At 62.0% G+C, this 15,500-nt stretch carries 11 protein-coding genes; 9 read left to right on the forward strand and 2 right to left on the reverse strand.

The features are described 5' to 3' along the window. The 6 genes from ABQY64_RS05965 (at window position 1) to ABQY64_RS05990 (ending at window position 9,846) form a co-directional block, all read left to right on the forward strand. The gene (locus tag ABQY64_RS05965) at window positions 1-369 is read left to right on the forward strand and encodes a hypothetical protein (RefSeq protein ID WP_349779214.1); all 369 of its coding nucleotides are present in this window, start codon (window positions 1-3) and stop codon (window positions 367-369) included. Next, window positions 366-3,293, forward strand: coding sequence for a DUF1156 domain-containing protein (locus ABQY64_RS05970; RefSeq protein WP_349779213.1), 2,928 nt, complete (start codon window positions 366-368; stop codon window positions 3,291-3,293). The genes ABQY64_RS05965 and ABQY64_RS05970 overlap by 4 nt, the downstream gene beginning before the upstream one ends. 24 nt (window positions 3,294-3,317) lie before the next feature. After that, on the forward strand, window positions 3,318-4,649 hold the full coding sequence (locus ABQY64_RS05975; RefSeq protein ID WP_349779212.1) for a hypothetical protein: 1,332 nt from the start codon (window positions 3,318-3,320) through the stop codon (window positions 4,647-4,649). Window positions 4,650-4,703: 54 nt separating this feature from the next. After that, on the forward strand, window positions 4,704-6,434 hold the full coding sequence (locus ABQY64_RS05980; protein ID WP_349779211.1) for a DUF262 domain-containing protein: 1,731 nt from the start codon (window positions 4,704-4,706) through the stop codon (window positions 6,432-6,434). After that, complete coding sequence (locus ABQY64_RS05985; protein WP_349779210.1) at window positions 6,412-9,228, forward strand: DUF499 domain-containing protein; 2,817 nt, start codon at window positions 6,412-6,414, stop codon at window positions 9,226-9,228. Before ABQY64_RS05980 ends, ABQY64_RS05985 begins: the two co-directional genes overlap by 23 nt. Before the next feature lie 348 nt (window positions 9,229-9,576). Further along, window positions 9,577-9,846 (forward strand): XAC0095 family protein, encoded by a 270-nt coding sequence (locus ABQY64_RS05990; RefSeq protein WP_349779209.1) that lies wholly within the window; start codon window positions 9,577-9,579, stop codon window positions 9,844-9,846. A 5-nt stretch (window positions 9,847-9,851) separates the two neighbouring features. Here the strand turns inward: ABQY64_RS05990 and ABQY64_RS05995 are convergent, their stop codons facing one another. Continuing rightward, window positions 9,852-10,481 carry a TetR/AcrR family transcriptional regulator gene (locus ABQY64_RS05995; protein WP_349779208.1) on the reverse strand — a complete coding sequence of 210 codons (630 nt, stop codon included), beginning with the start codon at window positions 10,479-10,481 and terminating at the stop codon, window positions 9,852-9,854. 173 nt (window positions 10,482-10,654) lie between these two features. Between ABQY64_RS05995 and ABQY64_RS06000 the strand changes: the two genes are divergently transcribed. The 3 genes from ABQY64_RS06000 to ABQY64_RS06010 all read left to right on the forward strand — a co-directional run bounded on the left by ABQY64_RS06000 (window position 10,655) and on the right by ABQY64_RS06010 (window position 14,198). Continuing rightward, a complete protein-coding gene (locus ABQY64_RS06000) occupies window positions 10,655-11,443 on the forward strand; it encodes a histidine phosphatase family protein (RefSeq protein ID WP_349779207.1) in 789 nt (262 codons plus the stop codon). Next, the gene (locus ABQY64_RS06005; RefSeq protein ID WP_349779206.1) at window positions 11,443-12,312 is read left to right on the forward strand and encodes an NAD(P)H-hydrate dehydratase; all 870 of its coding nucleotides are present in this window, start codon (window positions 11,443-11,445) and stop codon (window positions 12,310-12,312) included. The genes ABQY64_RS06000 and ABQY64_RS06005 overlap by 1 nt, the downstream gene beginning before the upstream one ends. Before the next feature lie 566 nt (window positions 12,313-12,878). Further along, window positions 12,879-14,198 (forward strand): glycoside hydrolase family 30 protein, encoded by a 1,320-nt coding sequence (locus tag ABQY64_RS06010; protein WP_349779205.1) that lies wholly within the window; start codon window positions 12,879-12,881, stop codon window positions 14,196-14,198. 273 nt (window positions 14,199-14,471) lie between these two features. Here ABQY64_RS06010 and ABQY64_RS06015 read toward each other — a convergent pair whose 3' ends face one another. Then, window positions 14,472-15,374 carry an SDR family oxidoreductase gene (locus ABQY64_RS06015; RefSeq protein ID WP_115043183.1) on the reverse strand — a complete coding sequence of 301 codons (903 nt, stop codon included), beginning with the start codon at window positions 15,372-15,374 and terminating at the stop codon, window positions 14,472-14,474. Window positions 15,375-15,500 lie beyond the last annotated feature (126 nt).

The raw sequence follows: 15,500 nt of genomic DNA on the forward strand, positions 1-15,500 counted from the left end.
ATGCCACGTAATACACCCATCAAGCCCGCCAGCCAGATCGCGCTCAAGGCCGAGCAACGACTACACAAGACGCTGGTCCACATCGGCAGCGATGAGGCGCAATACCACCGTTGCTTCCGCACCGGCAATGGGCGCCAGCTGGCACTCAATCGCGTCAACGCGGGCATCGACGTGTGGACAGAGCCGGTCTGGGAGCAGGCCGCCCCTTTCCATGCCATGCGCAAGAAGCGTTACGCCGCCGATGAGAACCGCATCTCCAATCTGGAAGCCAACCCGCCGCGCCTGTCGAAGGGCATTGCGGCCGACTACTGGCGCTTCCCCGCCTTGGGTGACCTCTACGCCTTCATTGACTGGTACAAAACGCTTTGAACACCCCCATCAAATCCCCGAAGAAGCTGATCGAAGTCGCGCTGCCGCTCGACGACATCAACGCTGCCGCGGCGCGCGAGAAGTCGATCCGGCATGGCCATCCCAGCACACTGCATCTGTGGTGGGCGCGACGTCCTCTGGCGGCGGCGCGCGCGGTGCTTTTTGCGCAGATGGTCAACGACCCTGGCTACGAAACTGGCAAGGGCTTTTCCCGTGGGGTGAACAAGAAGGAGGCTACACGTGAGCGTGAGCGCCTGTTCGACATCATCCGTGAGTTGGTGAAGTGGGAAAACACCAACAACGAGGCCGTGCTGGAACGGGCACGGGCGGAGATCCGCAAGAGCTGGGAAGAGACCTGTGAGCTCAACAAGAAGCACCCGCAGGCGGCCGACTTGTTCAACCCAACCAAGTTGCCGGCGTTCCATGACCCGTTCGCGGGTGGCGGCGCTATTCCACTGGAAGCGCAACGGTTAGGACTGGAAAGCCATGCCAGCGACTTGAACCCGGTGGCGGTGCTGATCAACAAGGCGATGATCGAAATCCCGCCGAAGTTCGCGGGGCGTGCGCCTGTCGGGCCGCTGCCGCTGGCTGCCGAACCCACCGCACGTAAGACGCGTGAGATGCATGAGGACTGGTCCGGTGCGCGTGGTCTGGCCGAGGACGTGCGGCGCTATGGCCAATGGATGCGGGAAGAAGCGCAGAAGCGCATCGGCCATCTGTATCCGCAGGTGGAGATCACTGCGGAGATGGCGAAGGTCAGGCCCGACCTGAAGCAGTATGTCGGACAGAAGCTGACCGTGATCGCTTGGCTGTGGGCGCGCACGGTACGCAGCCCGAATCCGGCGTACTCATCGGTGCATGTGCCGCTGGCTTCCACATTCCTGTTGTCCACCAAGTCAGGAACGGAAGCGTGGGTAGATCCAGTCGTGGAAGGCAGCGCCTACCGTTTCGAGGTCCAGGTGGCGGATGGCAAACGCAAGCCGCCAGCTAGCGCCAAGGCTGGCACCAAGCTGGCGCGTGGTGCGAACTTCCGCTGTCTGATATCGGATACGCCAATCGAACCTGACTACATCAAGACGGAAGGTATGGCGGGGCGGATGGGGCAACAGCTGATGGCTGTGGTGGCCGAAGGAAAGCGAGGTCGTGTCTACTTGTCGCCTGATGACGCTATGCAGGCGTTGGCCGAGAGTGCCAAGCCCAGCTGGAAGCCTGATACGCCGTTGCCAGTTGACCCGCGCAACTTCTGGACGCTGAGCTACGGTCTGTCGACGTTTGGCGACCTGTTCACCCCGCGCCAACTCGTCGCGTTGAACACCCTATCCGACTTGGTGGGTGAGGTGAGGGAGAAGGTGCGCGCCGACGCGTTGCAGCACGGTACGCCGGATAGCGGCCGCGGGCTGGATGCCGGTGGCGATGGCGCGACAGCGTATGCGGAGGCGGTGGCGATCTATATCGCGTTCGCGATTGACAAGGTTTCAAACATTAGCTCCAGCATTGCCTCGTGGATGAGCGATAGAGGGGCGTTTCGGGAAACCTTTGCAAGGCAAGCAATCCCAATGACGTGGGACTTCGCAGAGTCCAATCCGTTCGCGGATGCGGGAGGAAGTCTTGCCACCGCGATTGACAAAGGTGTGATGGCTTTGGATTGGATGCCATGTGGCGAAGGTTTAGCGATCCAGGCGGATGCAGCCGCACAAGGCATTAGCGCTGGAAAAATAGTGTCCACCGATCCGCCGTATTACGACAATATCGGCTACGCCGACCTGTCCGATTTTTTCTACGTCTGGCTGCGGCGCAATCTGCGCGAAACGTATCCATCGTTGTTCGCCACGGTGGCTGTGCCTAAGGCCGAAGAACTGATCGCCACGCCCTATCGCCATGGTGGTAAGGAGGGTGCGGAGAAGTTCTTCCTCGACGGCATGACCGCGGCCATGCACAACATCGCCGACAAAGCGCATGGTGCATTTCCGGTCTCGATCTACTACGCCTTCAAGCAGTCTGACACCGGAAACGATGGCACAGCTTCGACGGGTTGGGAAACCTTCATTGCCGCCGTGTTACGTGCAGGGTTCGCCATTCATGGCACTTGGCCCATGCGAACTGAAGGTGCTGGACGAATGATTGCGAAAGGCACCAACGCGCTGGCCTCCAGCATCATCCTGGTCTGTCGCCGTCGTCCTGACGACGCACCGCAGATTCCGCGCCGCGAGTTCCAGCGTGAGTTGAAGGAAGTGTTGAGCGACGCACTGGAAGCCATGCTTGGTGGCGTGGATGGCGCTTCGCCCATCGCGCCAGTGGACTTGGCTCAAGCCGCCATTGGTCCTGGCATGGGCGTGTTCTCGCAGTATGCCGCCGTGCTTGAAAGCAACGGCGAGCCGATGAGCGTCAAGACCGCGCTCACGCTGATCAACCGCCAGGTGGACGAAGTGCTGGGCGGCGAGACCTTCGACGCCGACACCAACTTCTGCTTGGGCTGGTTCGACGAGGCCGGCTTCGGGACCGGCGCCTTCGGCAACGCCGACGTGCTTGCCCGCGCCAAGGCGACTAGCGTGGACGCAGTGAAGCATGCAGGTGTGCTGTCCTCCGACGGCGGCAAAGTGCGCCTGTTGAAGCCGGACGAGTACCCAGCCGGCTGGGACCCGCAATCCGACAATCGCACTCCGGTCTGGGAGGCGCTGCACCAGCTAATCCGCGCTTACAACCAGGGTGGCGAGAGCGCCGCCGGCGCACTGCTGGCACGCATGCCGGAGAAGTCGGGCGACATTCGCCGTCTGTCCTACTGGCTCTACAACGCCTGCGCCGAGCGCAAGCGCCTGCCTGAAGAAGCCCGCGCCTACAACGAATTGATCACCGCCTGGCACGCCATCGAAGCGGCGAGCCACGACATGGGTCATATCAACGTGCAGGGAAGCCTGGACGTCTGATGCTGCATTTACAGGGAGAGTGAAATGGACATGATTTGGGTCATTCTGGGGGTGGCAGCGATCTTGCTTACAGCCGCTATCGCACTTGTTGGAAAACGCTGTAGCGGACAGGTTGCGCCGCTAGCCATTAAGCCGCCGACATTGGATGTGGCCGTACGCTCGATCGATGAAGAAGCAAGTGCGACGGTGCCAGAAGAGCCGGAAGTTCCGACGCAGCTGGTACTGGCACTCGATAACGAGCCCGTATTCGCCATGACCATGCTGGATGAGGCTGAAGGGGGTAATCAGGTTTCTGGATTGCCCCGACATAGCCCATCCTCGTTCGGTCGCGCACTGGAGCCGCTTATGCAGTTGGCGCCTTCCATGTTAACCGCGGGCATGGCCGGCAGTCGTCAACTGATGGAGGTGGTAATCAATGGTCCACTGGTGGCCGCGGCAGACGGTAACGGCTTCCGCGCGATGACCATGGGTGCCAACGGTGTCCAGCAGAACGCCAGGCTGTTCGAGCCCAAGGCTCTGCAGAACGTGGCCAATGCTGCGGCTATCTGGCAGCTTGCTTCTGTCGCCGTGGCGCAGAAGCACCTGGCCGATATCAGCGCCACACTCAAACGAGTGGAGGACAAGGTTGCCGGCATCCAGTCCATGCTGGAGGAGGAGCGCGCGGCCCTGATCGGCGGTGCTCTCAATTACATCCACAGCGTGCGCGAAGCGATGCAGCAGGGCGAGTTCCTCGACCGCACCCGTGACAAGCTGGAAGATTTTGAGATACAGCTTGAGCAGGCTGGAACGACGCTGCTGCGACAGATCGAGCGTGAATCTAACACCGAACTGGAAAGAGATACCGTCGGTTGTGAGGGCGAGTACCAGAGCGCGTTAGCAAAGCATCAAGCGCTAGCCGCACGCGCTATGGAACTCGCGGCATGCGCAGAAGTGCGTCTGGCCAACTGGTATATGTGTTCGCTCTACCCTGACCGCAGCAAGATGCTGGATGGCCGGATGCAGCAGATCCAGCAGTTCATGGCCCAGGTCGCGAGGGTACAGAAGCAGTTGAGTAGGGCGCTGGACGCTGACTGCCAGAAGATCGACGCGCGCTTTACGTCTGACGAGACCATTGCCGAGCGGCGTACGCATGTTCGGAACCAGGCCCAGTCCGGGAATGAGGCGTTGAGCAAGGGCGCCGAGCGATGCGCGACCATCATTGCGCGGGTTCAAATGGTCGCGGATGAACGCAGTTCAACGAGTCGATTGTTGATCGAAACTGATGGCAAGACGCCTACAGCCGTCTATCTGACCAACGAGAAGCCTACGCTTCCTCCCATCCGCATACAGAACGGGGAGCTGGTTGCATGTCTGTGAGCGGAACAACGATACGTACTGCATCCGCCTCCTGTCGTAGAGGGATGAAATCGCATGCGTAACGAGCGCAATACCATCTGGAAGATCGTCCGCGCGCTCAACGACGCCGAGAGCAACGGCGGACTGTGGCTACCGAACATTCAGCGTCCCTTCGTGTGGAGCGAGGAGCAGATCGAGAAGCTGTTCGACTCGATCATGCGTGAGTACCCGATCAGCACGTTGCTAGTCTGGCGCACGCGAGAGAAGGTGAAGCATCGCAAGTTCATCGCCGACTGGAAGGACAGCCTTAAGGTGTCCGACGCCTACGTGATGGAAAACGCAGACGCCAAGGGCATGGTCCTGGATGGGCAGCAGCGCTTGCAGAGCCTGATCATCGGCCTGGCCGGCAGCTACAACGGCAGAGAGTTGCACTTCGACGTGCTTAGTGGCGCCAAAGCTTCGCCAGAGGACATCCGCTACCGGTTCCGCTTCCTAGCTGCGGCAAACGCGCATTGGCCCTGGATGAATTTCAAGCACGTGCTCAAGAATTTGGCGCGAGGCCGCAAGCTGGCAATGGAGGTTGGCCAAGACATCTGTGCCGCAGGACCAACCGGTTTGTCGGAAGGCGAAATCAAGTCAGTCCAAAAAAACATCGCGCGTGCTGAACGTGAGTTCGTCAGCGACGAGAATATTAGCTACCAGCTTCTGGATGGCGTTGACGACCCGGATGCCTACACCACCGAAGACGTGGTCGAGATCTTCATTCGCGCCAATTCCGGTGGCACCAAGCTGGGCAAGTCCGACCTGCTGTTCTCGCTGCTGGCCTCGGAATGGGCGCTGGCCGACGAGGAGATGGAGGAGCTGCTGGAGGAGTTAAATCGCACTGGCTACGGGTTTGACCGAGACTTCGTCCTCAAGTCCTGCCTAGTCATGCTGGGGCAGGGCGCCAAGTACGAGGTCACGAAGTTCCGCAAGCCAGAAGTGCGCGACGCGTTCGTCAAAAACTGGGTTGCGCTGTCGGACGCCACCAAGGCCGTCCGCGACTTCCTGCACGGCAAGACCTTCCTTAAGAGCGACAAGGCAGTTCCCTCGTACCTAGGCCTGATCCCGCTGATCTACCTGCGCTACAAGTATCCAGACCAATGGAATGCCATGGTTGGCCGCGAAGACTACGTGCTGCGGACGATGCTGACAGGCGCATTCAGTGGTACGCCGGATAATTTGATTGACCGCTGCGTGAAGTCCATCGACGAGCGCAAGGCCTTCGAGCTTGATGAGATTTTCCACATCATCCGCAGTGACGGCCGAAGCCTGGAAGTGACGGCGGAGTCCATCATCGGAACCCGCTATGGCAAGCCGCAGTCACACCTGATCTTCAATCTTTGGTATCGCGCCTTCGACTACGAACCGGCGCTGGAAGACAACCTACCGCAGCAGGACCACATTTTTCCTCAGAGCTTCCTCAATAGCCAGAAGGAACTGAACCCGCAGACCGGGCGTTCACGCAAGATGTATTGGGCGGACGAGCAGCACCAGATCGCCAATCTAGCTCTGTTGACGGCCAAGGAGAATGGCTTTCAGGGGAAGTCGGGGGAGCTACCGGAAACCTGGATACCGAGGCAGATCAAGGACGATCCGAGTTTCCTCGATAGGCACCTGATCCCGAAAGATCCGGAGCTTTGGAAGTCGGCAAACTTCCGCAAGTTTATTGAGACACGCAAAACGCTGATCCTGGAGCGCTTCAAACCCTACTTGCAAACCACTCAGACTGTTGGAGAGAACCATGTCGTTGAAGCCTTGGCGTGAAGTCGCCATCCCGCACGAGGATGTCCATCGCGGCACCTTCGTGCGCGCCGAGTTCGCGGCCGACATCACCCGCGTCCACGACGGCTCCGCCACTAAGGAGTACCAGGATCCGGTGCTGTTTTTCCAGCGCACTTTCATCACAGAGGGTATGGGCGCATTGCTCATCTCTGTGGCCAAGCGCTTGGCCGGCAAGACCGGCGATCCCGTCATCCAGCTGCAGACTGCGTTCGGTGGCGGCAAAACCCACACCATGCTGGCGGTCATGCACATGGTCGGCGGCAATGCGCCGAAGAGCAATCTGGCGGGCATCCCGCGGCTGCTGGATGCCGCGGGCGTCCTGGAACTGCCGACGGCCAGGGTGGTGGTGCTGGACGGTGTGAAACTGTCGCCCAGCCAGCCGCGACACGTGGATGGCCATACTTTGCGCACCTTATGGGGTGAGCTGGCCTGGCAGCTGGGTGGAGCCGAGGCCTATTTGGCCTTGGCGGACGCTGACGCTACGGGGACTAACCCGGGCAAGGACCTGTTGGCCGAACTGATCCGCAAGGCCGGGCCATGCGTGATCCTGATTGACGAGTTGGTGGCCTATATCCGTCAGTTTGAGGAGGGCAAGTCGCTGTCCGGCGGCACCTACGATGCCAACCTCACGTTCATCCAGGCGCTGACCGAGGCACTGAAGGCGGCACCGCAGGCGGTGCTGCTGGCATCCTTGCCCGAGAGTGAGCGCGAGGCCGGCAGCGAGCGCGGCGTGGCCGCGCTGCATGCGCTGGAGCACTACTTCTCTCGCGTCCAGGCGATCTGGAAGCCGGTCAGTACAGAAGAGTCGTTTGAAATTGTGCGTCGACGTTTATTCACTGAGATCCAAGACCACGACACGCGCGACACTGTATGCCGTGCCTTCGCCGACTGGTATGTGAAGTACGCCGACGACTTGCCGGGCGAAACGCAGGAAGGCCGCTACTACGACCGCCTGCGCTCCGCGTACCCGATCCACCCAGAAGTGTTCGAGCGTTTGTACCAGGACTGGTCGGCCTTGCCGAACTTCCAGCGTACGCGCGGCGTGCTGAAGCTAATGGCGCGCGTGATTCACCGCCTGTGGCAGAGCGATAACAAGGATTTCATGATCTTGCCAAGCAGCCTGCCGCTGTATGACGCTGAGGTCAGCGCTGAGTTGACCAGTAACCTGCCGGTGGGCTGGGATCCTGTTCTATCGCGCGACGTCGATGGTGAGCGCAGCGAGCCGGCTTTGCTGGAAACGCAGGAGGCCCGGTTTGGCTCGGTACAGGCCTGTCGGCGGATCAGCCGAAGCATCTTCCTAGGTAGTGCGCCGGTGTCCGGCAACGAGATGGCACGCGGTATCGAGACCGAGCGACTGATCCTTAGCTGTCTTCAGCCGGGGCAGGCTCCACACGTGTTCAAGGACGCGCTGTCGCGCCTGAAGAGCCGGCTGACCTTTCTCAACGAGGGCAACAACCGTTGGTGGCTGGACGTGAAGCCCAACCTGCGACGCGAGATGGAGGACCGCAAGCGGCGCTTCCAGGATCCGGAGGTGTTCGACGAAGTGTCCGACGTGCTGCGCAAGGTGCTGGGGGGTAGCTCTATCGCCAATCACCACGTGTTCACGTCGGCTGCGGACGTGCCGGATGATTGGAGTCTGCGCTTGGTGGTGCTGTCGCCCAACACTGGCTGGACGCGCGGTGCGGGCCCGAATCCGGCGCGCGACGCCGCAGCTGCCATTCTGCGCGATCGCGGTGGTCAGCCTCGCGTAAAGCAGAACCGGCTGTTGTTCCTGGCGGCCGACGCCGATCAGGTCAATCATCTGAAGGAAACGGTGCGAGCGCTATTGGCCTGGCGCAGCATCGAAACTGACCTCAACGAAACCCGGATCACATTGGACAACATCCAGGCCCGGCAGGTGAAGCAGAACAGGGAGCAAACCCGCGAAACCGTGCAGCGCCTGGTGCGCGATACCTACAAGTGGCTGATTGCGCCGGGCCAGACTGTGAGCAGGAAGGACGGCACTGTTGGTGAGATCGAGTGGGAGGCGCAGGCACTGAACCCGGCTGCGGTGGGGCTGGGCAAGGAGATTGACAGGGTACTCGCCGACAACGAGTGGGTGATTGCCCAGTGGGCACCAGTCAACCTTCACTATCTGCTCAAGCAATGGTTCTGGAAGGATGGCTTGGTAGATGTGAAGGCGCTGGACGTATGGCAGAAGTCATGTAGCTACCTCTACTTGCCGCGTCTACAAAACTCCGACGTCATGGCCCATGCCATGGCGGCAGGATCGTCGAGCTTGGACTTCTTCGGCCTGGCTAGCAGTAAGGAAGGCGACCGCTACCTGGGCTTTACCTTGGGTCAGGCGACATCACCCTTCATGGAAGTGGCGCTGCTGATCGAGCCCGCAGTCGCGGCTGCGTATGAAGAGGCTACGCGTCCGCCTCCACTCGAGGCGACCAGCGCATCGACTGAAACGGAGACAGCCGGGGCTACGACGACTTCGACGACGGAGAAGAGTGGAGCAGCCACCACCACAGGCGCAGCGGGTGCTACTGGTTTGGCAATGCCGACCCACTTCTGGGCATCAGCGGAACTGGATCCCGTGGGTGCGTCGTTGAAGTTTGCCAACATAATGAAAGAACTGGTCGAGCTATTCAGCGCGCGGCATGGCACCAATGTGGTCATAAAGTTAGACATCGAAGCTGCGGATGCCCGGGGGTTTGATGAGGTCACTGTGCGCGCGGCCAAAGAGAATAGCCGTGTTCTCGGAATTTCATCTGTGGACTTCGACTAGAAACTTGAGATGCATTTAATCTGAGCGTTCGTCGCTAGCCGCTTGCGCGAAGCGGCCGCTCTATCGATAACATCTCATGCTTGACGGTCGTTATTTTTCATCGCAAGGTATCGGTTACGGAGCCTCGAAACTCCCCGAACAGCGGTACCCACCTCCGACAAACCGGTGGGTTTTTTGTGCCTGCAACTTTGCTGGTGCAACCGACGCGATGCTCTGCGTCGGGAGGGCGGCTAATACAACACCCGCAAGGGGAATACGCCCGCCGGCTGTTCGCGGTTTCGAGCCTCCCGACTTCCCGTCCGTCGCCTTGCGGCGGGCGGGTTGATTCCATGGAATGAGGAGCAGGCCATGTCGGACGTTGTACGCGATATGCAGTCACACCCAGGCTACTACCTGCCAGAAGGCGCGCAATACCGCTTGCAGCAGCTGCGCGACCATATGCGATTTTTGGCGCGCCTGGCGCAGCCACGCACGCAGGCCGAAGAGCGGGATAGGCAGCCGGCCATCTGCATGGACGAGCTGGCATTTTGTCTGGAGCTACTTGCCGAACAGATGACTTATGCGCTGAAGCAGGTGGAGTGGCCGGCGAGTCTGGAAGAATCAGGCGGAAAGAAGTAGCGCTCCTACACCGGCGGAGACTTCAAAATCCCCGACAAACTCTCCCGCAGGATCAACTGCAAATGCATGCGGTTGAGTTCCATGCCGCTGGTCATCACGCTGTGCAGGCCGCCGCACATGGCGGCGACGGCGAAGACGCGGGCCTGGAATTCCTGTTCGCTGCTGGCCGGGTCGGCGTGGCCGCGGAGCAGGCGTTTGAGCAGGGCGCTGAGGTGTTCGATCAGCGATGCGCTCTGCCGGCGCATGAAGGCGGCCAGCACCGGGTCGCGCAGGGTGGCCAGGTGCAGTTCCAGGTCGATGCGGGTGCGCTTGATGTTGATTTCCTGCAGCAGCCATTCTTCGAGCAGGCCGGCGATGAAATCCACCACGTGCACATTGGCCGGGTGTTCCACCAGCCACATCTGGCGGATGGCGCGCATGTAGTTGCGCTCCAGCAATGCGCGCACCAGCGCGTCCTTGTCTTCGAAACGTTGCAGCAGGCTGCCGCAGCTGACCTTGGCGCGCTCGGCGATCAGTTCGAAGCTGGTGGCACTCAGGCCGATGACGTCGATGCACTGCTCGGTGGCGTCCAGCACCTCTTCCAGCAGCAGTTCTTCGCGCTCTTTTGCCGTGCGCAGCAACAGGACGTTGGACATGGGCAGCAGGGTGTCGGGGGGCTGCAGTATACCGACGCGGCGTTACCCATCCGTTGCGTTCGCTTGTTGCCGTGCCATCAGTCATGGATGCGCGTGCGTATTGAAACACCGGTCACAGATGCGCTGGTCGACCATGTTTTCACGGCGGCTGTGCGACATGTGAGGTCGACGTTGTGCAGGAGAAGCATGTGAGTGAGAACAGTGCGGTAGCCGGTGTCTCGGCGCAGTGGCCGGCGCGGTTGTGGGTGGTGCGGCATGGGCAAAGCGCGGGCAATGTGGCGCGCGATGTGGCCGAGTCCAACGGCTCGGCTTTGATCGACCTGGAGCACCGCGATGCGGATGTGCCGTTGTCGGCGCTGGGCGAGCGCCAGGCCGAGGCGTTGGGGGCGTGGATGGCCAGTTTGCCCGAGCACGAGCGCCCAACCTTGATCCTGAGTTCCACCTACGTGCGTGCGCGCCAGACCGCCGCTGCGGTGGCGCGTGCGCTTGGGCAGCCGGCCGAGTCGGTCAGCATGGACGAGCGTTTGCGCGAGAAGGAGTTCGGCGTGCTCGACCGTTACACCACGGCCGGCATTCTTGCGACCTTTCCGGAGCTGGCCGAGCAGCGCAAGCTAGTGGGCAAGTTCTACTTTCGCCCGCCCGGTGGTGAGAGCTGGTGCGATGTGATCTTCCGCCTGCGCGGTGTGGTGGGCGACCTGCAGCGCAACCATGTGGGCGCGCGCGTGCTGATCGTGGGCCATCAGGTGATTGTCAATTGCTTCCGCTACCTCATCGAGCGGATGGACGAAGCCACCATCCTGGGCATCGACCGCGAGGGCGACGTGCCCAATTGCGGTGTCACCGAATACGCGGCTGCGGCCGATGGGCAATCGCTGGAATTGCTGCGCACCAAGTTCGTGCCGCCAGAGCTGGCCGACGAGCCGGTGACCACCGAGTCCGACCGCCCGGCCGGGGCGCGCTGATGGCCGCCCCGCGCATGCGCATGCTCACCGCCGCCGCCTTGCGGTCGATGCCGTTGCCGGCCCCGGGTGGCGACAAGGAGCAGCGCGGGCGCGTGTTGATCGTGGGTGGCTCGATGCGTGTGCCGGGTGCGGTGCTGCTGGCCGGCGAGGCGGCGCTGCGCACCGGTGCAGGCAAGCTGCAGATCGCCACCGCCGCCAGTGTGGCGCCGGGCATGGCCTTGGCGGTGCCGGAGGCGCTGGTACTGGGGTTGGCGCAGAACCGGCAGGGCGAGATCGTGCGCGGGCATCGCGCGCTGGACGGGGCGATGGCGGCCTGCGATGCGGCAGTGATCGGTCCGGGGATGGCGTCGTCGGCCACCACCACGGCGATGGTCAGGCGCGCCGCCGAGCAGGCGGTGTGCACCTTGGTGCTGGATGCCGGTGCGTTGTCGCGTGGCCTGCGGGCGCCGATCGGGCGGCCATTCGTATTGACGCCGCATGCGGGCGAGATGGCGACCCTGGCCGGCGACGACAAGGCGGCGGTGGAAGCGGCACCGGGCGCGTACGCGCTGAAGTTTGCGCAGAAGCTGCGCAGCGTGGTGATCGTCAAGGGTGCGGACAGTTTTATTGCCGGCCCGGATGGAGTGGTGTGGATGCATCGCGGGGGCGCGTCCGGGTTGGGCACGTCCGGATCTGGCGATGTGCTGGCGGGATTGATTGCCGGCTTTGCCGCGCGCGGCTGCGATGCGTTGACCGCTGCGTTATGGGGCGTGTTTGTGCATGCGGCCGCGGGCAGGCAGTTGGCCAGGCGGATTGGGCCGGTGGGGTTTCTGGCGCGCGAGCTTGGGCTGGAAGTGCCTGGGATTCTGGATCGGTTGTCGCGCCGCTGATCGACGCTCGTCGCGGTGATGCCGCGCGCTGACCAGAAGCCCCTCTTCAGCGGGAGAGGGGCTGGGGTGAAGGTGCGTTTGCTGGAGTCGTGGGGCTGTCTTTCCAGTTGGGGTTTAGGTTGTTGCCTTGATTGCAGGGGGCGGGTTGCACTCTTGGCAGACGTAGCCTCATCCGGCCCTTCGGGCCACCTTCTCCCGAGGGGAGAAGGGAGTGTCCATTGGTGGAAGGATGCATGGTTGCGCTCGTTTGTTGCGCCATGTTGCGCCGCGTTGGTCGGTTAGGCTTGGTCACCAACCTGGGAGGGTGCACGGTGAAGCGAACGATTGCGTGGTCGATGGTGGGGGTTCTGGGGGTTTGGGGTGCTGCGACTGAAACGGTGTTGGCCTCTGTAGCAACAGCATCAGCAACAACAGCAACAACGCCGATTCCGGTGCCGGCATCGACGGCATCTGCATCCACGCCCGCATCGAAGGCGGTAGAGGCTCCGGTTGCGGATGCTGCTACTCCGCCAGCCGCCGCCGGCGCACTACGCGTTTACACCTCCGCCCAAGGCGCCACGCAGCAGATGCGTGTCAGCACTGCCGATGCGCCCACCGCCGGGCATGCGTTGACCGAGAAGGAGAACTCCATCTTCGTCAATCCGCAGCGGCGCTTCCAGGAGGTGCTGGGCATCGGCGGGGCGATCACCGATGCCAGTGCCGAGACCTTCGCCAGGCTGCCCAAGCCTGCGCAGCGCGCCTTGCTCACTGCTTATTACGACCCACAAAAGGGCATCGGCTATACGCTGGCGCGTACCACCATCCACAGCTCGGATTTCAGCAGCGGCAGCTACACCTACATCAAGGAAGGCGATGCGGCGCTGAAGAGCTTTTCGGTCAGGCACGATCAGCGTTATCGCATCCCGATGCTGCGCCAGGCCATTGCGGCGGCCGGCGGCAAGTTGACGACATTTGCCAGCCCGTGGAGCGCGCCGGCCTTTATGAAAGACAGCAACAACATGCTCAAGGGCGGCAAGTTGCTGCCCGCGTATGCGCAGGCCTGGGCCACCTACTACACGCGCTTTATTGCGGCCTACGAAAAGGCCGGCATCCCGATCTGGGGCATCAGCCTGCAGAATGAGCCGATGGCGGTGCAGACCTGGGAGTCGATGGTGTTTTCCGCCGAGGAAGAGCGCGACTTTTTGAAGAACCACCTCGGCCCGACGATGGAGCAGGCCGGCTATGGCGACCGCAAGATCATCGTGTGGGACCACAACCGCGACATGATGCTGCACCGCGCGCACGTGATCTTCGACGATCCGGAAGCGGCGAAATACGCGTGGGGCATGGGCTTCCACTGGTACGAGACCTGGGCCGGGTTCGCGCCGATGGTGGAGAACGTGGCGGCGGTGGCGCAGGCGTACCCGGACAAGCCGCTACTGCTGACCGAAGCGGCGGTGGAAAAGTTCGACCCAGCCAAGATGCAGCACTGGCCCAATGGCGAGCGCTACGGCACTGCCATCATCAACGATCTCAATCATGGTGCGGTGGGCTGGACCGACTGGAACATCCTGCTCGACCAGCACGGCGGGCCGAACCACGTGGGCAATTACTGCTTTGCGCCGGTGCATGCCGACACGCGCACCGGTGAGGTGATCTACACGCCGAGCTATTGGTATATCGGCCACTTTTCCAAGTTCATCCGCCCCGGCGCGCGGCGGGTGAGTGCGGCCAGCAGCCGCAGCAATCTGGCAACGACGTCCTTTCTCAACACCGATGGCAGCCTGGCCACGGTGGTGATGAATGCCAGCGATGTGGCGATCCGTTACAACCTGTACGTGGGCGATGCATCGAGTGAATTGGAGATTCCGGCGCATGCAATCCAGACGGTGGTGATGACGCAATAAACGCAGGCTGTGGGCGGAGCATTGGTGGGGTTGCGTACCCTCATCCGCCCTTCGGGCACCTTCTCCCGGTGGGAGACGGGGCGCTTCGCATGACCGAAGCCGTCTTTGCGTAGCTGGTCGAACTACCTTGCGGTTCGGTGGTGCTGATGCATCAGCATTCGAGACTGCCGCCAATACCAAAAGCGCCATCGAAGAAAACCCCGCCGACCGCTGCGCGTGCAGCGATCGTCAGGGCTCTGGTGGCGTGACGCTGGAAGTGCGCTTTAAGCTAACTCAGGACAGCAGCAACCCACCGGTGGCACCAAACACTTCGCCGGTGACATAGCTGGACTCCTGCGAGGCCAGGATCACATACAGCGGCGCCATCTCCACCGGCTGGCCGGCACGCTTGAGCGGGGTTTCCGAGCCGAACTCGGGAATCTTTTCCGGCGGCTGGCCACCGCTGGGTTGCAGCGGGGTCCACACCGGGCCGGGGGCGACGGCGTTGACACGGATGCCCTTCTCGGCGACCTGCTGAGCCAGGCCCTTGGTGAAGTTGACGATGGCCGCCTTGGTGGACGCGTAGTCCAGCAGCGTCGGCGAGGGCTGGTAGGACTGGATCGAGCCGGTGTTGATGATGGATGCGCCCGGCGGCAGGTGCGGGATGGCCGCCTTGCACAGCCAGAACATCGCGTACACGTTGGTCTTGTAGGTGGCGTCGAACTGCTCGGTGGTGATGTCGGCGATGTCTTTCATCGCGGTCTGCTTGCCGGCGATATTGACCAGCAGATCCAGCCCACCGAGTTCCTTGACCGCGCGTGCGACCAACTGGTTGCAGAAAGCCTCATCCTTGAGATCACCAGGGATGCTGATCGCCTTGCGGCCTTCGGCCTCGATCAACTTCACCACCTCCGCAGCGTCCTGTTCTTCTTCCGGCAGGTAGTTCAGCACGATGTCCGCGCCTTCGCGCGCATAGGCGATCGCAGTAGCGCGGCCGATGCCCGAGTCGGCGCCGGTGATCAGCGCCTTGCGGCCCTTCAGGCGGCCGAAGCCCTGGTAGCTCTGCTCGCCGTGGTCTGCCCTTGGCTGCAATGCATGGATGGTGCCTGGTGCTTCCTGGGTCTGCTCGGGAAACTTGGGCTGCGGAAACTGGGTGAGCGGGTTCTGCATTTCGTACTGGTTCTTGGTGCTGGACATGCGCTGGCTCCTGCAGTGGGGGATGGCAGGGCCGCAGCGTGCTGCGGCCTATGCAGTGCAGTCTGGAAACCACGGCGATGCGTGCGGGTGAACGAATGTTGTGCATGATGTGAACGCGTTACGCAG

The organism is Xanthomonas sp. WHRI 7065, from assembly GCF_040203115.2.
GTDB lineage: Bacteria > Pseudomonadota > Gammaproteobacteria > Xanthomonadales > Xanthomonadaceae > Xanthomonas > Xanthomonas arboricola.